This window comes from Oceanobacillus sp. FSL H7-0719, assembly GCF_045040795.1.
Classification (GTDB): Bacteria; Bacillota; Bacilli; order Bacillales; family Amphibacillaceae; genus Oceanobacillus.
The window spans coordinates 2,867,564-2,889,419 of sequence record NZ_CP150301.1; the positions used below are offsets into that span (position 1 = coordinate 2,867,564).

The following is a 21,856-nucleotide window of genomic DNA, read 5'->3' on the forward strand; positions in this document are numbered from 1 at the left end:
GGTAGATTGCATGAAAAAAGGTACTTTAAAGCAGATTTTATTGCTGACGGATGGCTGTTCAAATCAGGGAGAAGATCCGGCTGCTGTAGCAGCGCTAGCCTTTCAGCAAGGGATAACAGTGAATGTGATTGGTATTCTCGACCATGATGAAAGTGAAGAAAGTCATGGCTTGCAAGAAATAGAGGATATCGCATTGTCAGGGGGCGGAGTCAGTCAAATTGTTTATAGTGAGGCACTATCACAGACAGTACAAATGGTAACAAAACAGGCGATGAATCAAACGTTACAAGGGTATGTGAATAAGGAACTTGAACATATTCTCGGCAAAAACCAAACACTGGAGGATATTGAGCCGGAAAAACGCGGAGAAATTATTGAAGTTGTTGAAGAATTAGGGGAGACGGCAGATTTAGAGGTACTTATTCTTCTTGATACAAGCGCAAGTATGCACCATAAGCTGCAAATGGTGAAAGAATCATTGATTGACCTGTCAATTAGCTTAAATGCGCGAATAGGAAAGAATAAATTTGCAATTTATAGTTTCCCTGGCAGACGGAAGGACATCCAAAAAGTATTAGATTGGACTCCAAAGATGGATTCTATTTCTGCAGTGTTTCCAAAGATTACAAGTGGTGGTATTACACCAACAGGACCCGCAATTCTTGAAGCGATGTATCAGTTTGGAAAGAAAAACTTGCTAAGGAGCTTCCGTCATGGCAATGAATCGGATTTTGAAGAAACAGGCTACTAAACTCCATGCCGGAACATTGATAAGCGGAAAGTTTAAAGGTAATACGTACACGATAAAAAGGAAGCTTGGCGAAGGAGCAATAGGCGCAGTATACTTATGTGAAAGAAATCAAAAATACTATGCTTTGAAAATAAGTGAAAAACAAACATCGATAACGATGGAAGTAAATGTGCTTAAAGCCTTAGAGCAGGTCCAAGGGAGGAGTCTCGGGCCTGCTCTATTCGATGTGGATGATTGGATGCTGCCCCATGGCGGCAAGTATTCTTTTTATGTAATGGAGTTTGTAAAAGGGGAGAGTGCTGCTGGATTTATCCAGCAGCATGGAGGTGCATGGATCCCCCCGCTTATGATGCAGCTCATTGAGAGGCTGGAGGCATTACACCAAGCTGGCTGGGTATTCGGTGATTTAAAAGCGGATAATTTAATTGTTTCGACAACCCCGCCCAATATTCGCTGGATTGATGTTGGCGGCATTACACAGATTGGCAGAGCAATAAAAGAATACACAGAGTTTTATGATCGCGGATATTGGGGAATGGGTACAAGAAAAGCAGAGCCAAGCTATGACTTATTTGCCTTAGCTATGATTTTTCTGCAAATTTATTATCCGAAGCAGTTTTCACGCCCAGAACAGGCCAGGGGCAAATATCTGCTAAAAAAGGTAGATCAAGTTAAAGAATTGAAACCTTATGCCATGATCTTAAAAAAGGCAATCGTCGGTAAGTATAATACAGCATCGGAAATGAAACATGAGTTAAACCAAATTTATGTTCAGCCGCCAAAACGGCAAGACAGAAAAATGGAAAAGCAGAAGGAACATACATGGCTGGAAACGGCATGGATTTCATTATTAAGTTTATTTTATATACTTTTTTCTTTTTTAATTTATTAGCTGCTTCTCCATCTATGATAAAATAAATAGAGCATATAGAGATTGTTCAAAAGGTCTTGCAAAAAAGGGTTTTCAAATGTCTTTTACGGATTACCTTTTAACACTCACTGATACGTTTCGGATGGAGAGGGAGAAATGGAAAAAGCAATACTTTCATTTATTGAAAAACATCAACTTTTACGCAAAGATTCAAAAGTACTTGTCGGTGTCTCGGGTGGACCTGACTCGATAGCACTATTGCATTTTCTGAAAGAGCTTCGTGAAAATTGGAGGTTAGAGTTGGTTGCACTTTCTGTTGATCACTGCTTGCGTGGAGAGGACTCTATTGCAGACTTGGAGTATGTGCAAGCAAGGTGTGAAGAATGGGGAATTGACTTTCATGGAATATCTTTGGATGTGCCAGCCTATGAAAAAGCTTATGGTTTGAGTACAGAAGTTGCTGCACGCGAACTGCGTTATCAGTTTTTTACAGAGAGGATGAAAGTGCTTGGTGCTGACTATCTTGCATTAGGTCATCATGGAGATGACCAGGTGGAGACATTGCTGATGAAGCTCGTACGTTCCGCCTCGTCAACAGCATTTTCAGGAATTCCAGTGAGACGAAAGTTGGCTGATGGAGAGATTATCCGTCCGTTCTTAGCAGTAACAAAGAAAGAAATTGAAGCTTATTGCGAAAAGCATGCACTGCATCCAAAGATTGATGCAACGAATTTTGAGACCGTACATACAAGAAATTATTATCGTAAGCACGTACTGCCGCTGTTAAAGGAAAAAAACAGCAATATACATATCACAGCACAGCATCTGAGTGAAACTTTACAAGAAGATGAAACGTATCTACAGAAAGAGGCGGGTAAAATACTCGAAAAAACGACAGTATTTGATGAGGAAAAAAACAGTGCGACTTTGGAAATTAATTTATTTAAAAAGCACGACCAATCTTTACAAAGACGTGCCTTTCATCTAATATTGAACTATCTGTATGAAACACTGCCAGATCAATTGTCTTATACCCATGAAGCGAATTTTTTTGCGCTTTTAGAGCATACGGAAGGAAATGCGAAAATTGACTTCCCGCGTGGCTTGAAATTGAACAAAGTGTATGACAAGCTGACATTTCACTTCAATGCGCAGCACCCACAGCCGGTATCTTTTCATAAAACACTAACCATGCCAGACAGTATCCAGTTACCGGACCTGTCAACCGTTACGGCAGAACTAATAGATAATAAACCTTTAGAGAATCCTTCTTCCTTCTACATAGCAAAAAGTGAGGTAGCATTGCCACTTCATATTCGAACGCGAAAACCAGGAGATCGTATGAGCTGGAAAGGTTTAAATGGTACGAAAAAAATAAAGGATATCTTTATTGATGCAAAAGTACCGATTGAAGAGAGAAAGACCTGGCCGCTCCTTGTTGATAATGAAGGGGAAGTTCTTTGGCTGATTGGGTTGAAAAAAGGGATACGTCAAGAAGTGAATGATGAGCAGTTTATTTATATACAATATGAAAAAGGTAATTTGTAGGAGGATTAACATGTTAAAGGATAGTATGCATAAGGATATTAAGCATATTTTAATTACAGAGGAAGAAATCGAAGCGAAGTGCAGAGAACTTGGCGAACAGCTTTCGAAAGAATACGATGGCAAGTTCCCTCTGGCAATTGGTGTATTGAAAGGCGCCATGCCATTCATGTCTGATATTCTCCGTCACATGGATATCCATGTGGAAATGGACTTCATGGATGTCTCCAGCTATGGCAGCGGAACGAAGTCAAGCGGGGAGGTAAAAATCGTAAAAGACCTTGATACGAAAGTAGAAGGACGAGACCTGCTTATTATTGAAGATATTATTGATAGTGGATTAACGTTAAGCTATTTGGTTGATCTCTTCAAATACCGCAAAGCAAATTCCATTAAAATCGTGACTCTGTTAAATAAACCATCTGGTCGAACTGCTGCAATTTCAGCAGATCTGGTCGGCTTTGAAGTGCCTAATGAGTTTGTAGTAGGTTATGGATTGGATTATGTACAAAGGTATCGTAATCTGCCGTATATTGGTGTGTTAAAGGAAGAAATCTATACGGACGAAGAGGAATAAGCCTGCTTTCTCCGATTACAAGATTAAAAAAGCAGTTTTAATATAAATGGATTAAGTCAAAATTAATTGGAGAATCTAAGTTAAATTAGTTGTATAAAAACTTTTTCATATGATACCATGTAATATAGTTTTTCCCATTATGGGAGGAGGTTGGCAATGAGTCGGATATTTCGTAATGTGTTCTTCTGGGTTCTGATATTCTTTGTGATAATAGCAGTATATGGCTTATTTAATGGACCAGGAGAAGAAAATGAACAATATGATGTTGAGCAATTTATAAGTGCTTTAAATAATGGTGAGATTAAAGAGATGACACTTCAACCAGCAAATGGAATTGTCCGTTTTACTGGTCAGCTTACAGATGATAAAACATTTGTTGCACAAGTGCCTGATAATACAGATGTAATTGCTGAAATTACGACACTTGCAAGAAAGCAAAGTGTATTAACAGTAGAGGAAGCTGAACGACCGAGTGCGTGGGTTACTTTCTTAACAACACTCGTGCCATTCTTATTGATTGCATTCTTCTTCCTATTTATTCTTAGCCAAGCACAAGGTGGAGGCGGCGGTGGTGGCCGTGTCATGAACTTTGGTAAGAGCAAGGCGAAAATGTATACTGAAGATAAGCAAAAGGTGCGATTTAAAGATGTAGCTGGAGCAGATGAAGAGAAGCAGGAACTCGTGGAAGTGGTTGACTTCTTGAAAGACCCGCGTAAATTCTCTGCTGTTGGAGCACGAATTCCAAAAGGTGTCCTGCTAGTAGGCCCGCCAGGTACAGGTAAAACATTACTTGCCCGTGCAGTTGCAGGAGAAGCTGGTACACCATTCTTCTCAATTAGTGGTTCAGACTTTGTGGAGATGTTCGTTGGTGTCGGTGCTTCACGTGTAAGAGACTTATTTGAAAACGCAAAGAAAAATGCACCATGTATTATCTTTATTGATGAAATTGATGCAGTTGGACGTCAGCGTGGAACAGGTCTTGGCGGCGGACATGATGAACGGGAACAAACATTGAACCAATTACTTGTTGAGATGGACGGATTTGGTGCAAACGAAGGAATAATTATTATTGCAGCAACAAACCGAGCAGATATTCTTGATCCGGCCTTACTGCGTCCAGGGCGTTTTGACAGACAGATTATGGTAGACCGTCCAGATGTTAAAGGACGTGAAGCTGTACTTAAAGTACATTCAAAAAACAAACCTTTAGATAAAACAGTTGATCTAAAAGTAATCGCTCAGCGTACACCAGGATTTTCTGGAGCTGATCTGGAAAACTTGCTTAATGAAGCAGCACTCGTTGCCGCAAGATCAGAACGTAAATATATTACAGCGGATGATGTGGATGAAGCCACAGATCGTGTAATTGCTGGTGTTGCGAAGAAGAGCCGTGTTATTTCTGAGAAAGAAAGAAATATTGTTGCCTATCATGAGAGTGGTCATACAGTTATTGGAATGGTTCTATCCGATGCGGACGTTGTACACAAGGTTACAATCGTGCCTCGTGGTCAAGCTGGTGGTTATGCAGTAATGCTTCCTAGAGAAGATCGCTATTTCATGACTAAACCAGAGTTGTTTGATAAGATTACCGGTCTGTTAGGTGGACGCGTAGCTGAGGAAATTATATTCGGTGAAGTAAGTACCGGAGCGCATAATGACTTCCAGCGAGCTACAAGCATTGCACATAAGATGATCACAGAATACGGTATGAGTGATACCATTGGACCGCTTCAATTCTCAAGCGGGGATGGCGGCAATGTATTCCTTGGCCGTGATTTACAGAATAACCAAACATACAGTGAGAAGATTGCATATGAAATTGACAAAGAAATGCAGAACTTCATTAATTACTGTTATGAACGGGCGAAGAAAATTCTTACTGAGCACAAAGAACAGCTGGAATTAATTGCTCAAACTCTACTTGAAATAGAAACACTGGACGAAAGACAAATTAATTCACTCTTCCATGAAGGTGTTCTTCCAGAGCCTCTAGTAGATGACTCTGTTGATGGAGAATCTGACCTAAAGGTTAATATCCAATCACAAGACGAAGAAGCAAAAACGGAAGATGATGAAAATGTCGGTAAATCCTATGAAGAAATAAAAGAAGAAGTAGAGAAAAAGAAGTATATTGAGGATCCAATAATGGGTGGCGATGATTCATCAGAGCCGTCTGATAAAGATGATAAGAAACAATAAGGTAAAACGATAGAAAAGCAGCCTGTTATATGGCTGCTTTTCTTATGGCTTAAGTTAAAAAATTGAATGCAGTGGTAAAGTTCACTTTCAGCATATTAACATCATTTTCCCGTTTAAGCTGTATAATCCCAGCTATGATTAAGCAGGGTCATCGGTTGGCTAAGAAAAGGGATTAGTCGCATTTATGTTTTTGTAGTTAAAGTGGATATCGGCTTATAAATCACAGCAATTCCTTTAACTTGTGTTGTGATTCATTAGTCTGTACATCGCTAAGCGGGTGGAAGAGCTGTTGTGCCTTGGTGTGAATGTTGAGTTATGTTATATTTATAACGAGAAAAACTAGGAAGGTTTGATTCGAATGTTATTTGTTCTGGATGTGGGAAATACTAATACAGTTTTAGGGGTTTTTGATGAAGACCAATTATTGTATGAGTGGAGAATTAAAACAGATCGTTATAAAACAGAGGACGAATTTGGTATGCTCATTCATTCCCTCTTTGAATATAAAGGCATTGCATTCTCGGATATAAAAGGTGTGGTTATTTCATCTGTAGTCCCGCCAATTATGTTTGCTTTAGAGAATATGAGCCGTCATTATTTTAATTTAGAACCTTTTGTCGTAGGAAAACAGGAAATTACAGATTATATAAAAATAAGCTACCCAAACCCAAAGGAAATTGGGGCGGACAGAATTGTAAATGCAGTAAGTGCGATTGAGGAATATGGAGCACCATTAGTAATCATTGACTTCGGCACAGCAACAACCTTTTGCTATGTAGATGAAAACAGCATGTATCATGGCGGTTTGATTGCTCCAGGGATTAATATATCAATGGAGGCCTTATATAGCAAAGCATCGAAGCTGCAAAAAATTGAACTAAAAGCACCAGAAAGAGTAATTGGCAGTTCGACAGTTGAAGCGATGCAGTCGGGTGCGTTTTATGGTTTTGTTTCCCAGGTAGATGGTATAATTGACAGAATCAAAGCGGAAGTTGGACTCAATCCGAAGGTGATTGCGACTGGCGGCTTGGCAGGTTTAATTGCCAAGGATTCGCGGACAATCAATGAGGTGGATAGCCACCTGACGCTTAAAGGGTTAAATATAATTTATCATAAGATAAAAGACATATAATGAGGAGTGTAAACATGAAGGATTATCTTATAAAAGCAACTGCTTTTAATGGCAGGATACGTGCATATGCTGTAACTTCAACAAATACAGTGGAAGAAGCGAGAAGAAGACAGGATACTTGGGCAACTGCATCTGCTGCTTTAGGCAGAACAATTACGATTTCAGCAATGATGGGTGCAATGCTTAAAGGTGAAGATTCAAATACAATAAAAGTCGATGGCGGCGGACCAATTGGTGCAATTGTTGCCGATGCAAATTCAAAAGGACATGTCCGCGGCTATGTAACAAATCCGCATGTTGATTTTGATTTAAATGATAAAGGAAAGCTGGATGTAGCGAGGGCTGTTGGAACAACAGGCAGTTTAAGCGTAGTAAAGGACCTTGGCTTAAAGGATTACTTCACGGGTGAAGTGCCAATTGTTTCTGGGGAAATTAGTGAAGACTTTACGTACTACTTTGCAACCTCTGAACAGGTGCCGTCAGCTGTTGGTGCTGGTGTGCTTGTTAATCCTGATCATACAATCCTTGCTGCAGGCGGTTTTATCGTTCAAGTGATGCCTGGTGCGGAAGAAGAGGTTATAGAAAGGTTGGAAGAACAAATTCAAGCCTTTCCAGCCATTTCTAAATTGATTGAAGAGGGCTATACACCAGAGGAGCTGTTGAAGAAACTGTTTGGTGATGAAGAGTTTAAGATTCATGAGTCTATGCCAATCGAATTTCGCTGTAAATGTTCTAAGGAAAGAATTAGCAATGCGATTATTGGTTTGGGAAATGATGAAATACAAAGTATGATTGATGAAGACAAAGGAGCCGAAGCAACCTGTCATTTCTGTAATGAACGATATGAATTTACTGTTGAGGAACTAGAGGAATTGAAACAATAGAAAAGGGAGAACACGCTTTATGTCCAAAAAATTATTAATGGGGATTATCGCTGTGCTGCTGATTACAAATGTGGCAACTTTAATCTTTAAGGATTCCAAGGATCAAGTTGTATTAAATGAAGAAGATGGGGAAGAAAAAGCTGTTTCGAATAATGAGCCTGTAGCTTCTATAGCAGGAGAAAAAATTATTTATACTGACTGGATGAAGGAACTTCGTGAAGTACATGGTGAAAAGCAGTTAAAAACAATGGTTGATCGTCATGTTGTAGAAAAACTGGCAGAAGAAAAGGATATCGAAATCAACGAGAAGGTTATTGAAAGAGAGCTTGCTTATTTACTTGCGATGCAGGGAGCCATGACGGAAGCAGAGTATACTGCTGCTGAAGAGAAATGGCGCGATGAGATTATTTACCGTTATCAGCTCGAATTCTTACTGACTGAAGATATAACTGTTCCAGAGGACGAAATACAAACTTACTATGAAGGGTATAAGAATCAATATAATATGTCTGCAGCGATGCAGCTATCCCATATCCTTGTAGAAAATAAGGATACTGCAGAAAAGGTATATGAAGAATTGGAAGCAGGTGCTTCATTCGAACTCCTGGCTCAGGAATATTCTTTGGACAAAGAAACAAATAAAGATGGCGGATATTTGGGATTCATCAATACAAACAGTCAATTTTTCCCGAATGGCTATGAAGAAGTAGCTAATGGAATGGAAGAACATACGTATAGTGAACCATTTGTTGCAGATAACGGGGTTGCCATTATTTATTTACAACAAGCTGTCCCTGCAATTGAATTTGATTACGAAGAAATTAAACCATATGTAAAAAGTGAACTCGCACTCCATAAGGAAAAAATGACATTGAATGCTGAACCGCTATGGGAAGAGCTTGAAATCGATTGGATTTTTTCTGAATAAGCAATGTATGTTATTGACGGACCCATTTTAGACCTTGCAGAATCTTTCACTGAATCTAAAGGATTATGTTTGACAAAAGTGCAGATTAGGCATACATTATATTTAACAAATCATATCTAAATACTTGGAATTGGGAGTGATTGAATGAGAGTCGCAAATGATATTACGAGTTTAATCGGGGAAACGCCAATTGTTAAACTAAACAATATTGCCGATGAGAATAGCGCGGATGTTTATGTAAAGTTAGAGTTCATGAACCCAGGAAGCTCTGTTAAGGACAGAATCGCAATTGCAATGGTAGAAGCTGCGGAGAAATCTGGCGAGTTAAAAGCTGGGGACACAATTATTGAACCAACAAGTGGAAATACTGGAATTGGTCTCGCAATGGTAGCTGCTGCTAAAGGTTATAAAGCAGTGCTTGTCATGCCAGATACAATGAGTCAAGAGCGGCGCAATCTTTTGCGTGCTTATGGCGCAGAGTTAGTACTTACACCAGGTGCAGATGGTATGAAGGGCGCGATTAGAAAAGCCGAAGAGTTAAAAGCTGCACACGGTTATTTTATGCCACAGCAATTTGATAACGAAGCAAATCCAGCAATCCATGCAGCAACCACTGGGAAAGAGATTGTTAGTCAGATGAAGGATGGTCTTGATGCCTTTGTTTCCGGGATCGGTACTGGTGGTACAATCACGGGTGCTGGTAAGGTGTTAAAAGAAAACTTTTCTGACATCAAGCTTTATGCTGTTGAACCAAAGGATTCGGCAGTCCTTTCTGGCGAATCTCCTGCACCGCATAAGATTCAAGGTATTGGTGCTGGCTTTATTCCAACCGTTCTCGATACAGCAATTTATGATGGGGTAGTTCAAATTGAAAATGAAGAAGCATTTGAGACCTCACGCAAGGTAGCAACGACAAACGGTATTCTCGGCGGAATCTCCTCCGGGGCCGCTATAGCTGCAGCAGTAAAAGTAGCGAAAGAACTAGGTAAAGGCAAAAAGGTATTGGCAATCTTACCGGATAATGGGGAGAGATATCTTTCAACAGCACTATACAAATTTGATGATGAAGCATAGATTCTAAGTATAAATAGAAGGAGTTAGCAGAATGATACTGCTAACTCCTTTTTATTTTTGAATCTACCTAACTAATAGTCCATCTTTGTAAATATACTTCTTTATAATTTTTTTCCTTGTTATGTTACGATAGGGAGGTGAAAAGTTTGAGTTTATGGGAGTGCAAGGAAGATGATTGTTAGAACGGCTGCTAGAGAATTGAATTTAGCTGAACGTACACATATAATGGGTATTTTAAACGTAACGCCGGATTCCTTTTCCGATGGTGGAAGTTATACTACGGTAGATAAAGCAGTGAAACAAGCAATGCAAATGGTGGAAGATGGCGCAGATATTATAGATATTGGCGGAGAATCAACAAGACCAGGACATGTACCTGTATCTGTTGAAGAAGAGATTTCTCGAATTGTACCAGTAATAAAAGCAATTAAAGAGAAAATTAATATTCCGATTTCCATTGATACCTTCAAGGCAAAGACGGCAGAAGCGGCAATTGAAGCTGGTGCGGATATTATTAATGATATCTGGGGAGCAAAGAAAGATCCGAAAATCGTTAAAGTCGCCGCAAAGTATCAAGTACCAATTATTCTAATGCATAACCGGGAAAATGAGGAATATGAAAACCTGATAGAAGATATGGTTAATGACTTCGAAGAGAGTATTAAGATCGCTCGAGAGGCGGGTGTCCCAGATAAACATATTATTCTGGACCCGGGTATCGGGTTTGCTAAATCGCGTGAAGATGACCTGGAAGTTATGAGGCATTTAGATAAACTGACTGTAATGAAGTTTCCTATGCTATTAGCTACCTCAAGAAAACGAATGATTGGCAGTGTGCTGGATGTTCCACCGATAGAAAGAGACTTGGGAACAGGGGCAACAACTTGCCTGGGTATTGCAAAGGGAGCACATATCGTCCGTGTTCATAATGTTAAATTAAATGCCGAGCTTGCGAAGATGACAGATGCTATGCTCGGAAAGGGAGAATATCATGGATAAAATCGTATTGAATCAGCTTGATTTTTATGGATATCATGGGCTGTTTCCGGAAGAAAGAAAACTTGGTCAACGATTTCTAGTTGATTTGGAGCTCTTTACTGATTTGAAGAAAGCTGGAAAGTCTGATGACATGAATGATTCCATTCATTATGGAGAGGCATTTGGATTGGTTCAGGAGATAGTCGAAGGGGAAGCAAAGAACCTAATTGAGGCTGTTGCAGAGGAAATTGCTAAAAACCTTTTCCTGCGCTTCGATTTACTTATTGCCTGCCGCGTTCGTGTTATAAAACCTAATCCGCCAATCCCGGGAAATTATGAATCGGTTGCTGTAGAAATTTATAGGGAGAAAGATAATGAATAAAGTATATCTTGCACTAGGTACAAATATTGAACCAAGAGATGTGCATTTAAGCGAAGCATTAAATTTATTAGAGGCAAATGAAGCCATTGTAATAGAAAAACGGTCTTCTATTTATGAGACAGCTCCTGTTGGGTATTTAGACCAAGCAGAGTTTTTGAATATGGTAATTAAAGTTCAAACATTGCTTGATCCCCTCGCTTTACTTGATTTGTGTCAAGAGATTGAGAATAAGCTGGGAAGGAAACGTGAGATCCGTTTTGGTCCACGAACAATAGACCTTGACATTTTGTTATATAATCAAGAAAATATTAAAGAAGATCGATTGATGATTCCACATCCACGTATGAATGAAAGAGCATTCGTACTTGTGCCGCTCGCAGAAATTGCAGCAGATGAGGTTATGCCCAACGTGGATAGGACGGTGAAAGATTGTTTAACGGAACTTCCCGCTGAGGCAATTGAAACGGTTATTAAATGGACAAACAATCATACAGCTTAGTTATTTATTTTCAAAAAGGATTTCTGTTTTAAATAAGAAACCGTGTATGTTATAAACGGGGAGTCTGCCAGTGTTTGCCGGTAGGTTTTTCTGTGTTATTGTAAGATATAGGAGAAAAAACTTGGTTTTATAGATAAGCTGTATATTTCATTATGCTACATATATTATTGATAGGAGTGATTATAGTGTCAGAGGAAATGACAGAACAAATGCAAGTGCGTCGCGATAAATTACAGGATCTTTATGCAAAAGGCCTTGACCCCTTTGGAGGGAAGTTTGAAAGAACACATCTTGCAAATGAAATTGTTGAGAAATATGCTGAGTCAACAAAAGAAGAATTAGAAGAAGAAAATATGCAAGTAACAATTGCTGGCCGTATTATGACAAAGCGCGTAAAAGGAAAAGCTGGCTTTACACATATTCAAGATATGAGTGGTCAAATTCAGATTTATGTACGTAAGGATGCAATTGGCGACGATGAATACGAGATTTTCAAATCTCTTGACTTAGGAGACATCATCGGGGTAACAGGTACAGTTTTCCGTACAAATATGGGAGAGTTATCGGTTAAAGCAAGTGAAGCACAGCTAATGACAAAGTCCCTTCGTCCGTTACCTGAAAAGTATCATGGATTAAAAGATGTTGAACAGCGCTATCGCCAACGTTATTTAGATCTGATTACAAACTTGGACAGCAGAGAAACGTTTATTAAACGCAGCAAAATTATTCAAACAATGCGTGAGTATCTAAATAAACAAGGTTTTCTAGAGGTAGAAACACCGACAATGCATAGTATTCCAGGTGGAGCTGCGGCACGTCCGTTTATAACGCACCATAATGCATTGGATATCGAACTCTATATGCGAATTGCAATTGAGCTGCATTTGAAACGTTTAGTTGTAGGCGGAATGGAAAAGGTTTATGAGATTGGACGAGTATTCCGCAATGAAGGAGTTTCTACACGCCACAACCCAGAATTTACGATGATTGAACTTTATGAAGCATATGCAGATTATAAGGATATTATGGCACTTACAGAAAACCTTATTGCTTATATTGCAGAAGAAGTCCTTGGTACAACTTCTATTACTTATGGTGATTACGAGATAGATCTTAAACCGGAGTGGAAGAGACTCCATATGGCAGACGCAGTTAAGGAAGCAACGGGAGTAGATTTCTGGCAGCAGCTGAATGATGAGGAAGCACGTGCTTTGGCAAAAGAACATGGGGTGGAGATTACAGACTCGATGACTTTTGGCCATGTGCTTAATGAATTCTTTGAACAAAAGGTAGAGGATACTTTAATTCAGCCTACGTTTATTTATGGTCACCCTGTAGAAGTATCGCCATTAGCGAAAACAAATAAAGAAGATGGGCGCTTTACAGATCGGTTTGAGTTATTCATTGTTGGCCGCGAGCATGCAAACGCCTTTAGTGAATTAAATGACCCGATTGAACAGCGCAAACGTTTTGAATCACAGGTTGCAGAACGAGATGCAGGTAATGATGAAGCACACTTAATGGATGAAGACTTCCTTGAAGCATTAGATTATGGTCTTCCTCCAACTGGCGGATTAGGAATAGGTATTGATCGTTTAGTTATGTTATTGACGAATGCTCCATCTATTCGTGATGTATTGCTATTCCCGCAAATGCGTAATAAGTAAGATAGAAAATCTCCCAGTTAACAAGGATATTTAAAACTGGGAGATTTTCTTTTTTTTAATAGATACTGTTAAATCAACGTTTGTAAGGTTTGGGAATAAATTCCATTAAAATAATGTAAAATTATACTTGCGAAAAAAACATAAACATGATAAATTAATATTCGTTGCGCTAAACAAGCACAGCAAACAAACGCAAGAAATAATTCGTTGTCTTTTATTTTTTAAAAAAAGTGTTGACAACAAATTAACAGCGTGATATATTAGTAAAGTCGCATTAACGAGTCAGCGACAAACAATTTGCTCTTTGAAAACTGAACAAAACAACCAGTATGTCAAGCGGAATCGCATTTATGCGATGAAGCGAAAGTTATAATGGAAAACCCCGTTTTCTATTATAACAACTCGGAAGATGAAATCTTACGAGTATAAACAGCTAAGATATTTTATAGAAGTAACTTATGTTTTTCTATTCAAACACTTTAATGGAGAGTTTGATCTTGGCTCAGGACGAACGCTGGCGGCGTGCCTAATACATGCAAGTCGAGCGCGTGAAACTTTTCAGATCTCTTCGGAGTGACGAATTGTGGATCGAGCGGCGGACGGGTGAGTAACACGTGGGCAACCTGCCTGTAAGATCGGGATAACTTGCGGAAACGTGAGCTAATACCGGATAATGTCTTTTACCTCCTGGTAAAAGAATGAAAGACGGTTTTGCTGTCACTTACAGATGGGCCCGCGGCGCATTAGCTAGTTGGTGGGGTAATGGCCTACCAAGGCGACGATGCGTAGCCGACCTGAGAGGGTGATCGGCCACACTGGGACTGAGACACGGCCCAGACTCCTACGGGAGGCAGCAGTAGGGAATCTTCCGCAATGGACGAAAGTCTGACGGAGCAACGCCGCGTGAGTGATGAAGGTTTTCGGATCGTAAAACTCTGTTGTTAGGGAAGAACAAGTACGAGAGTAACTGCTCGTACCTTGACGGTACCTAACCAGAAAGCCACGGCTAACTACGTGCCAGCAGCCGCGGTAATACGTAGGTGGCAAGCGTTGTCCGGAATTATTGGGCGTAAAGCGCTCGCAGGCGGTCTTTTAAGTCTGATGTGAAATCTTACGGCTCAACCGTAAGCGGTCATTGGAAACTGGAGGACTTGAGTACAGAAGAGGAGAGTGGAATTCCACGTGTAGCGGTGAAATGCGTAGAGATGTGGAGGAACACCAGTGGCGAAGGCGACTCTCTGGTCTGTAACTGACGCTGAGGAGCGAAAGCGTGGGGAGCAAACAGGATTAGATACCCTGGTAGTCCACGCCGTAAACGATGAGTGCTAGGTGTTAGGGGGTTTCCGCCCCTTAGTGCTGAAGTTAACGCATTAAGCACTCCGCCTGGGGAGTACGGCCGCAAGGCTGAAACTCAAAAGAATTGACGGGGACCCGCACAAGCGGTGGAGCATGTGGTTTAATTCGAAGCAACGCGAAGAACCTTACCAGGTCTTGACATCCCACTGGCCGCTATGGAGACATAGCTTTCCCTTCGGGGACAGTGGTGACAGGTGGTGCATGGTTGTCGTCAGCTCGTGTCGTGAGATGTTGGGTTAAGTCCCGCAACGAGCGCAACCCTTGATCTTAGTTGCCAGCATTTAGTTGGGCACTCTAAGGTGACTGCCGGTGACAAACCGGAGGAAGGTGGGGATGACGTCAAATCATCATGCCCCTTATGACCTGGGCTACACACGTGCTACAATGGATGGAACAAAGGGGAGCAAAACCGCGAGGTCAAGCAAATCCCATAAAACCATTCTCAGTTCGGATTGCAGGCTGCAACTCGCCTGCATGAAGCCGGAATCGCTAGTAATCGTGGATCAGCATGCCACGGTGAATACGTTCCCGGGTCTTGTACACACCGCCCGTCACACCACGAGAGTCGGTAACACCCGAAGTCGGTGAGGTAACCTTTATGGAGCCAGCCGCCGAAGGTGGGACCAATGATTGGGGTGAAGTCGTAACAAGGTAGCCGTATCGGAAGGTGCGGCTGGATCACCTCCTTTCTAAGGAATAATAGAAAGCGCAGGCGACCGTTAAGAAACGTACAAACTGGAGCACTTTGTAATGAGATAAAGGAAACACAGCGACTGTAAGGAGCTGATGTTGACTTATCGATTGGAAAAGTGTGAAGTTTGATAGTTTCTGGTCGCCGGAGCTAGAATATAACGGAACATCTAACTTTGTTAGATGAAACATACTGTGTTGTTTGGTTCAGTTTTGAGAGAGCAAATCTCTCGATTTGTACCTTGAAAACTAAATAAGAGTAACAACGACATCAAATTAAAAGGCTGAGGCGACTGTTCGAAAACGGACGCATAAGCAAGGGACTGGAAAACGCTTGAACTTTAGCGTTTGGAATGTCAATTGCTTATGACGGTAGTTTTCAGGAGCCGAAGCTAGATTAATAAATGTAAGACCAGGTTTATTTGATAAACCTAAAAGGCAAAATTAAAGCTTTATTTACTGTAACTTAGTTAAGTGAATAAGGGCGCACGGTGGATGCCTTGGTACTAGGAGCCGAAGAAGGACGGGACTAACACCGATATGCCTCGGGGAGTTGTAAGTAAACGCTATATCCGAGGATTTCCGAATGGGGAAACCCACTGTTCGTAATGGAACAGTACGTATATCTGAATTCATAGGGTATACGAGGCAGACCTAGGGAACTGAAACATCTCAGTACCTAGAGGAAGAGAAAGAAAATTCGATTTCCCAAGTAGCGGCGAGCGAAACGGAAAGAGCCCAAACCAGTAAGCTTGCTTACTGGGGTTGTAGGACACTCCATACGGAGTTACAAAGAAATTCTTTAGACGAATCGACCTGGAAAGGTCAGCCGCAGAAGGTAACAGCCCTGTAATCGAAAAAGAGTTTCCTCCGGAGTGTATCCTGAGTACGGCGGAACACGAGAAATTCCGTCGGAATCCGGGAGGACCATCTCCCAAGGCTAAATACTACCTAGTGACCGATAGTGAACCAGTACCGTGAGGGAAAGGTGAAAAGCACCCCGGGAGGGGAGTGAAATAGAACCTGAAACCGTGTGCCTACAAGTAGTCGAAGCCCGTTAATGGGTGACGGCGTACCTTTTGTAGAATGGACCGGCGAGTTACGATTACATGCAAGGTTAAGTGGAAGACACGGAGCCGCAGCGAAAGCGAGTCTGAATAGGGCGTTTATAGTATGTGGTCGTAGACCCGAAACCGTGTGATCTACCCATGTCCAGGGTGAAGGTCAGGTAACACTGACTGGAGGCCCGAACCCACGTATGTTGAAAAATGCGGGGATGAGGTGTGGGTAGGGGTGAAATGCCAATCGAACACGGAGATAGCTGGTTCTCTCCGAAATAGCTTTAGGGCTAGCCTCAAAAAAAGAGTACTGGAGGTAGAGCACTGATTGAACTAGGGGCCCTCACCGGGTTACCGAATTCAGTCAAACTCCGAATGCCAGATACTTATTTTTGGGAGTCAGACTATGGGTGATAAGGTTCATAGTCGAGAGGGAAACAGCCCAGACCGCCAGCTAAGGTCCCAAAGTATACGTTAAGTGGAAAAGGATGTGGAGTTGCCCAGACAACCAGGATGTTGGCTTAGAAGCAGCCACCATTTAAAGAGTGCGTAATAGCTCACTGGTCGAGTGACTCTGCGCCGAAAATGTACCGGGGCTAAACGTATCACCGAAGCTGCGGATTGTTCTTGCGAACAATGGTAGGAGAGCGTTCTAAGTGCTGTGAAGTCAGACCGTGAGGACTGGTGGAGCGCTTAGAAGTGAGAATGCCGGTATGAGTAGCGAAAAAAGAGTGAGAATCTCTTTCACCGAATGCCTAAGGTTTCCTGAGGAAGGCTCGTCCACTCAGGGTTAGTCGGGACCTAAGCCGAGGCCGAAAGGCGTAGGCGATGGATAACAGGTTGATATTCCTGTACCACCTCATGATTGTTTGAGCAATGGGGGGACGCAGAAGGATAAGGAATGCGCACGGATGGAAGTGTGCGCCCAAGCAGTGAGAAAGTCAGATAGGCAAATCCGTCTGGCAATTTCAAGCTGTGATGGGGAGGGAAATTTAGTACCGAAGTTCCTGATTTCACACTGCCAAGAAAAGCCTCTAGTTAGATCATAGGTGCCCGTACCGCAAACCGACACAGGTAGGCGAGGAGAGAATCCTAAGGTGAGCGGGAGAACTCTCGTTAAGGAACTCGGCAAAATGACCCCGTAACTTCGGGAGAAGGGGTGCTCCTTTAAGGAGGAGCCGCAGTGAATAGGCCCAAGCGACTGTTTAGCAAAAACACAGGTCTCTGCGAAGCCGAAAGGCGAAGTATAGGGGCTGACACCTGCCCGGTGCTGGAAGGTTAAGGGAAAGAGTTAGGGTTTTACCCGAAGCTTAGAACCGAAGCCCCAGTAAACGGCGGCCGTAACTATAACGGTCCTAAGGTAGCGAAATTCCTTGTCGGGTAAGTTCCGACCCGCACGAAAGGTGCAACGACTTGGGCACTGTCTCAACGAGAGACCCGGTGAAATTATACGATGTGTGAAGATGCACATTACCCGCGACAGGACGGAAAGACCCCGTGGAGCTTTACTGTAGCCTGATATTGACTGTTTGTGCAGCTTGTACAGGATAGGTGGGAGCCTTAGAAGCGAGAGCGCTAGCTTTCGTGGAGGCACCCGTGGGATACCACCCTAGCTGTATGAACATTCTAACCCAGGACCGTGATCCGGTTCGGAGACAGTGTCAGGCGGGCAGTTTGACTGGGGCGGTCGCCTCCTAAAAGGTAACGGAGGCGCCCAAAGGTTCCCTCAGAATGGTTGGAAATCATTCGTAGAGTGTAAAGGCAGAAGGGAGCTTGACTGCGAGACTTACAAGTCGAGCAGGGACGAAAGTCGGGCTTAGTGATCCGGTGGTTCCGCATGGAAGGGCCATCGCTCAACGGATAAAAGCTACCCCGGGGATAACAGGCTTATCTCCCCCAAGAGTTCACATCGACGGGGAGGTTTGGCACCTCGATGTCGGCTCATCGCATCCTGGGGCTGTAGTCGGTCCCAAGGGTTGGGCTGTTCGCCCATTAAAGCGGTACGCGAGCTGGGTTCAGAACGTCGTGAGACAGTTCGGTCCCTATCCGTCGTGGGCGTTGGAAGTTTGAGAGGAGCTGTCCTTAGTACGAGAGGACCGGGATGGACACACCGCTGGTGTACCAGTTGTTCCGCCAGGAGCATAGCTGGGTAGCTACGTGTGGAAAGGATAAGTGCTGAAAGCATCTAAGCATGAAGCCCCCCTCAAGATGAGACTTCCCATCACTTCGAGTGAGTAAGATCCCTCAGAGACGATGAGGTTGATAGGTTCGGGGTAGAAGCATGGTGACATGTGAAGCTGACGAATACTAATCGATCGAGGACTTAACTAAATTCTTTCGATGTATGTTGTTTACTCTTATTTAGTTTTTAAGGTATAAAGTTAAAAAAATACTTGCATTTTCTGTAAAGAATGCATATAATATAACTTGTCCTTCATTTTTGAATGTCTGGTAGTGATGGCGGAAAGGTCACACCTGTTCCCATACCGAACACAGCAGTTAAGCTTTCCAGCGCCGATGGTAGTTGAGACTTTGTCTCTGCGAGAGTAGGACGCCGCCAGGCAGATATTTAATTGAAAGTCATAGAGGAGGATTAGCTCAGCTGGGAGAGCACCTGCCTTACAAGCAGGGGGTCGCAGGTTCGAGCCCTGCATCCTCCACCACTTTTAATGAAATAATCTAATTGAATACTGTATTGCCGGCCTAGCTCAACTGGTAGAGCAACTGACTTGTAATCAGTAGGTTGGGGGTTCAAGTCCTCTGGCCGGCACCATTTATTATTGCCTTATTAAAAGGAGCCATTAGCTCAGTCGGTAGAGCATCTGACTTTTAATCAGAGGGTCACAGGTTCGAATCCTGTATGGCTCACCATTTTAATAAGCGGGTGTGGCGGAATTGGCAGACGCGCTAGACTTAGGATCTAGTGTCTTCGGACGTGGGGGTTCAAGTCCCTTCACCCGCATTATATCTTTTCGAGCGGAAGTAGTTCAGTGGTAGAACACCACCTTGCCAAGGTGGGGGTCGCGGGTTCGAATCCCGTCTTCCGCTCCAACCCTTGCCGGGGTGGCGGAACTGGCAGACGCACAGGACTTAAAATCCTGCGGTAGGTTACTACCGTACCGGTTCGATTCCGGTCCTCGGCACCATATAAGCGCCCGTAGCTCAATTGGATAGAGCGCTTGACTACGGATCAAGAGGTTAGGGGTTCGACTCCTCTCGGGCGCGCCATATTTTTTCGGGAAGTAGCTCAGCTTGGTAGAGCACTTGGTTTGGGACCAAGGGGCCGCAGGTTCAAATCCTGTCTTCCCGACCACTTTTTAAGGGGCCTTAGCTCAGCTGGGAGAGCGCCTGCCTTGCACGCAGGAGGTCAGCGGTTCGATCCCGCTAGGCTCCACCATTTTTAAAAAGTAGTTGACATATGAAATTACATGTGTTACTCTAATCTAGTCGCCTTTTTGAGCGCGACAAACAATTTGCTCTTTGAAAACTGAACAAAACAACCAGTATGTCAAGCGGAATCGCATTTATGCGAAGAAGCGAAAGTTATAATGGAAAACCCCGTTTTCTATTATAACAACTCGGAAGATGAAATCTTACGAGTATAAACAGCTAAGATATTTTATAGAAGTAACGGTGTTATTTCTATTCAAACACTTTAATGGAGAGTTTGATCTTGGCTCAGGACGAACGCTGGCGGCGTGCCTAATACATGCAAGTCGAGCGCGTGAAACTTTTCAGAACTCTTCGGAGTGACGAATTGTGGATCGAGCGGCGGACGGGTGAGTAACACGTGGGCAACCTGCCTGTAAGATCGGGATAACTTGCGGAAACGTGAGCTAATACCGGATAATGTCTTTTACCTCCTGGTAAAAGAATGAAAGACGGTTTTGCTGTCACTTACAGATGGGCCCGCGGCGCATTAGCTAGTTGGTGGGGTAATGGCCTACCAAGGCGACGATGCGTAGCCGACCTGAGAGGGTGATCGGCCACACTGGGACTGAGACACGGCCCAGACTCCTACGGGAGGCAGCAGTAGGGAATCTTCCGCAATGGACGAAAGTCTGACGGAGCAACGCCGCGTGAGTGATGAAGGTTTTCGGATCGTAAAACTCTGTTGTTAGGGAAGAACAAGTACGAGAGTAACTGCTCGTACCTTGACGGTACCTAACCAGAAAGCCACGGCTAACTACGTGCCAGCAGCCGCGGTAATACGTAGGTGGCAAGCGTTGTCCGGAATTATTGGGCGTAAAGCGCTCGCAGGCGGTCTTTTAAGTCTGATGTGAAATCTTACGGCTCAACCGTAAGCGGTCATTGGAAACTGGAGGACTTGAGTACAGAAGAGGAGAGTGGAATTCCACGTGTAGCGGTGAAATGCGTAGAGATGTGGAGGAACACCAGTGGCGAAGGCGACTCTCTGGTCTGTAACTGACGCTGAGGAGCGAAAGCGTGGGGAGCAAACAGGATTAGATACCCTGGTAGTCCACGCCGTAAACGATGAGTGCTAGGTGTTAGGGGGTTTCCGCCCCTTAGTGCTGAAGTTAACGCATTAAGCACTCCGCCTGGGGAGTACGGCCGCAAGGCTGAAACTCAAAAGAATTGACGGGGACCCGCACAAGCGGTGGAGCATGTGGTTTAATTCGAAGCAACGCGAAGAACCTTACCAGGTCTTGACATCCCACTGGCCGCTATGGAGACATAGCTTTCCCTTCGGGGACAGTGGTGACAGGTGGTGCATGGTTGTCGTCAGCTCGTGTCGTGAGATGTTGGGTTAAGTCCCGCAACGAGCGCAACCCTTGATCTTAGTTGCCAGCATTTAGTTGGGCACTCTAAGGTGACTGCCGGTGACAAACCGGAGGAAGGTGGGGATGACGTCAAATCATCATGCCCCTTATGACCTGGGCTACACACGTGCTACAATGGATGGAACAAAGGGGAGCAAAACCGCGAGGTCAAGCAAATCCCATAAAACCATTCTCAGTTCGGATTGCAGGCTGCAACTCGCCTGCATGAAGCCGGAATCGCTAGTAATCGTGGATCAGCATGCCACGGTGAATACGTTCCCGGGTCTTGTACACACCGCCCGTCACACCACGAGAGTCGGTAACACCCGAAGTCGGTGAGGTAACCTTTATGGAGCCAGCCGCCGAAGGTGGGACCAATGATTGGGGTGAAGTCGTAACAAGGTAGCCGTATCGGAAGGTGCGGCTGGATCACCTCCTTTCTAAGGATAATATAACGGAACATCTAACTTTGTTAGATGAAACA

13 protein-coding genes, 9 tRNA genes and 4 rRNA genes are annotated in these 21,856 nt (G+C 43.2%); all 26 read left to right on the top strand.

Features of this window, described 5'->3' with window-relative positions; translation table 11 throughout:
• Positions 1–10: 10 nt before the first annotated feature.
• The 26 genes from NST93_RS14585 to NST93_RS14710 all read left to right on the top strand — a co-directional run bounded on the left by NST93_RS14585 (position 11) and on the right by NST93_RS14710 (position 21,812).
• Positions 11–751: a VWA domain-containing protein gene (locus NST93_RS14585; protein WP_405098271.1), complete on the top strand. Its 741-nt coding sequence runs from the start codon at positions 11–13 to the stop codon at positions 749–751.
• Positions 714–1,643 carry a protein kinase domain-containing protein gene (locus tag NST93_RS14590; RefSeq protein WP_405098273.1) on the top strand — a complete coding sequence of 310 codons (930 nt, stop codon included), beginning with the start codon at positions 714–716 and terminating at the stop codon, positions 1,641–1,643. Before NST93_RS14585 ends, NST93_RS14590 begins: the two co-directional genes overlap by 38 nt.
• Positions 1,644–1,778: 135 nt before the next feature.
• Positions 1,779–3,170 carry a tRNA lysidine(34) synthetase TilS gene (gene tilS / locus NST93_RS14595; RefSeq protein ID WP_405098275.1) on the top strand — a complete coding sequence of 464 codons (1,392 nt, stop codon included), beginning with the start codon at positions 1,779–1,781 and terminating at the stop codon, positions 3,168–3,170.
• Between the two features lie 25 nt (positions 3,171–3,195).
• Positions 3,196–3,744, top strand: a complete 549-nt coding sequence (hpt, locus tag NST93_RS14600; RefSeq protein ID WP_405103908.1) for a hypoxanthine phosphoribosyltransferase — start codon at positions 3,196–3,198, stop codon at positions 3,742–3,744.
• A 156-nt stretch (positions 3,745–3,900) separates the two neighbouring features.
• On the top strand, positions 3,901–5,943 hold the full coding sequence (gene ftsH / locus NST93_RS14605; RefSeq protein WP_405098277.1) for an ATP-dependent zinc metalloprotease FtsH: 2,043 nt from the start codon (positions 3,901–3,903) through the stop codon (positions 5,941–5,943).
• 358 nt (positions 5,944–6,301) lie between these two features.
• Positions 6,302–7,075: a type III pantothenate kinase gene (locus NST93_RS14610; protein ID WP_405098279.1), complete on the top strand. Its 774-nt coding sequence runs from the start codon at positions 6,302–6,304 to the stop codon at positions 7,073–7,075.
• A gap of 14 nt (positions 7,076–7,089) precedes the next feature.
• The gene (hslO, locus tag NST93_RS14615) at positions 7,090–7,959 is read left to right on the top strand and encodes an Hsp33 family molecular chaperone HslO (protein ID WP_405098281.1); all 870 of its coding nucleotides are present in this window, start codon (positions 7,090–7,092) and stop codon (positions 7,957–7,959) included.
• A gap of 19 nt (positions 7,960–7,978) precedes the next feature.
• Positions 7,979–8,887, top strand: coding sequence for a peptidyl-prolyl cis-trans isomerase (locus NST93_RS14620; protein ID WP_405098283.1), 909 nt, complete (start codon positions 7,979–7,981; stop codon positions 8,885–8,887).
• 144 nt (positions 8,888–9,031) lie between these two features.
• Entirely contained in the window at positions 9,032–9,961 is a 930-nt protein-coding gene (gene cysK / locus NST93_RS14625) for a cysteine synthase A (protein WP_405098285.1), read from the top strand.
• A gap of 171 nt (positions 9,962–10,132) precedes the next feature.
• Entirely contained in the window at positions 10,133–10,960 is an 828-nt protein-coding gene (gene folP / locus NST93_RS14630; protein WP_405098287.1) for a dihydropteroate synthase, read from the top strand.
• Positions 10,953–11,321 (top strand): dihydroneopterin aldolase, encoded by a 369-nt coding sequence (gene folB / locus NST93_RS14635; RefSeq protein WP_405098289.1) that lies wholly within the window; start codon positions 10,953–10,955, stop codon positions 11,319–11,321. The genes folP and folB overlap by 8 nt, the downstream gene beginning before the upstream one ends.
• A complete protein-coding gene (gene folK / locus NST93_RS14640) occupies positions 11,314–11,820 on the top strand; it encodes a 2-amino-4-hydroxy-6-hydroxymethyldihydropteridine diphosphokinase (RefSeq protein WP_405098291.1) in 507 nt (168 codons plus the stop codon). The genes folB and folK overlap by 8 nt, the downstream gene beginning before the upstream one ends.
• Positions 11,821–11,972: 152 nt before the next feature.
• Complete coding sequence (lysS, locus tag NST93_RS14645; RefSeq protein WP_405098293.1) at positions 11,973–13,487, top strand: lysine--tRNA ligase; 1,515 nt, start codon at positions 11,973–11,975, stop codon at positions 13,485–13,487.
• A 479-nt stretch (positions 13,488–13,966) separates the two neighbouring features.
• Positions 13,967–15,532, top strand: a 16S ribosomal RNA gene (locus NST93_RS14650).
• A gap of 469 nt (positions 15,533–16,001) precedes the next feature.
• Positions 16,002–18,922, top strand: a 23S ribosomal RNA gene (locus tag NST93_RS14655).
• Between the two features lie 116 nt (positions 18,923–19,038).
• Positions 19,039–19,154, top strand: a 5S ribosomal RNA gene (gene rrf, locus NST93_RS14660).
• A gap of 24 nt (positions 19,155–19,178) precedes the next feature.
• Positions 19,179–19,254, top strand: a tRNA-Val gene (locus tag NST93_RS14665).
• Positions 19,255–19,288: 34 nt separating this feature from the next.
• A tRNA-Thr gene (locus NST93_RS14670) sits at positions 19,289–19,364 on the top strand.
• Between the two features lie 22 nt (positions 19,365–19,386).
• Positions 19,387–19,462, top strand: a tRNA-Lys gene (locus NST93_RS14675).
• 9 nt (positions 19,463–19,471) lie between these two features.
• Positions 19,472–19,553 (top strand) — tRNA-Leu (locus tag NST93_RS14680).
• Positions 19,554–19,567: 14 nt separating this feature from the next.
• Positions 19,568–19,642: transfer RNA gene (locus tag NST93_RS14685), tRNA-Gly, on the top strand.
• Positions 19,643–19,648: 6 nt separating this feature from the next.
• A tRNA-Leu gene (locus tag NST93_RS14690) sits at positions 19,649–19,737 on the top strand.
• Positions 19,738–19,742: 5 nt separating this feature from the next.
• Positions 19,743–19,819 (top strand) — tRNA-Arg (locus NST93_RS14695).
• A gap of 8 nt (positions 19,820–19,827) precedes the next feature.
• A tRNA-Pro gene (locus tag NST93_RS14700) sits at positions 19,828–19,904 on the top strand.
• An 8-nt stretch (positions 19,905–19,912) separates the two neighbouring features.
• Positions 19,913–19,988, top strand: a tRNA-Ala gene (locus tag NST93_RS14705).
• A gap of 258 nt (positions 19,989–20,246) precedes the next feature.
• Positions 20,247–21,812: ribosomal RNA gene (locus NST93_RS14710) — 16S ribosomal RNA — on the top strand.
• The 16S, 23S and 5S rRNA genes sit together here with 9 tRNA genes alongside, the layout of an rRNA operon.
• The last annotated feature ends 44 nt before the right edge of the window (positions 21,813–21,856 follow it).

What these genes read in the sequence shown, in the direction of transcription:
- NST93_RS14585 (WP_405098271.1), top strand. Translation starts at nt 11, where the DNA reads ATGAAAAAAGGTACTTTAAAGCAGATTTTATTGCTGACGGATGGCTGT.
- NST93_RS14590 (WP_405098273.1), top strand. Translation starts at nt 714, where the DNA reads ATGGCAATGAATCGGATTTTGAAGAAACAGGCTACTAAACTCCATGCC.
- tilS (WP_405098275.1), top strand. Translation starts at nt 1,779, where the DNA reads ATGGAAAAAGCAATACTTTCATTTATTGAAAAACATCAACTTTTACGC.
- hpt (WP_405103908.1), top strand. Translation starts at nt 3,196, where the DNA reads ATGCATAAGGATATTAAGCATATTTTAATTACAGAGGAAGAAATCGAA.
- ftsH (WP_405098277.1), top strand. Translation starts at nt 3,901, where the DNA reads ATGAGTCGGATATTTCGTAATGTGTTCTTCTGGGTTCTGATATTCTTT.
- NST93_RS14610 (WP_405098279.1), top strand. Translation starts at nt 6,302, where the DNA reads ATGTTATTTGTTCTGGATGTGGGAAATACTAATACAGTTTTAGGGGTT.
- hslO (WP_405098281.1), top strand. Translation starts at nt 7,090, where the DNA reads ATGAAGGATTATCTTATAAAAGCAACTGCTTTTAATGGCAGGATACGT.
- NST93_RS14620 (WP_405098283.1), top strand. Translation starts at nt 7,979, where the DNA reads ATGTCCAAAAAATTATTAATGGGGATTATCGCTGTGCTGCTGATTACA.
- cysK (WP_405098285.1), top strand. Translation starts at nt 9,032, where the DNA reads ATGAGAGTCGCAAATGATATTACGAGTTTAATCGGGGAAACGCCAATT.
- folP (WP_405098287.1), top strand. Translation starts at nt 10,133, where the DNA reads ATGATTGTTAGAACGGCTGCTAGAGAATTGAATTTAGCTGAACGTACA.
- folB (WP_405098289.1), top strand. Translation starts at nt 10,953, where the DNA reads ATGGATAAAATCGTATTGAATCAGCTTGATTTTTATGGATATCATGGG.
- folK (WP_405098291.1), top strand. Translation starts at nt 11,314, where the DNA reads ATGAATAAAGTATATCTTGCACTAGGTACAAATATTGAACCAAGAGAT.
- lysS (WP_405098293.1), top strand. Translation starts at nt 11,973, where the DNA reads ATGCTACATATATTATTGATAGGAGTGATTATAGTGTCAGAGGAAATG.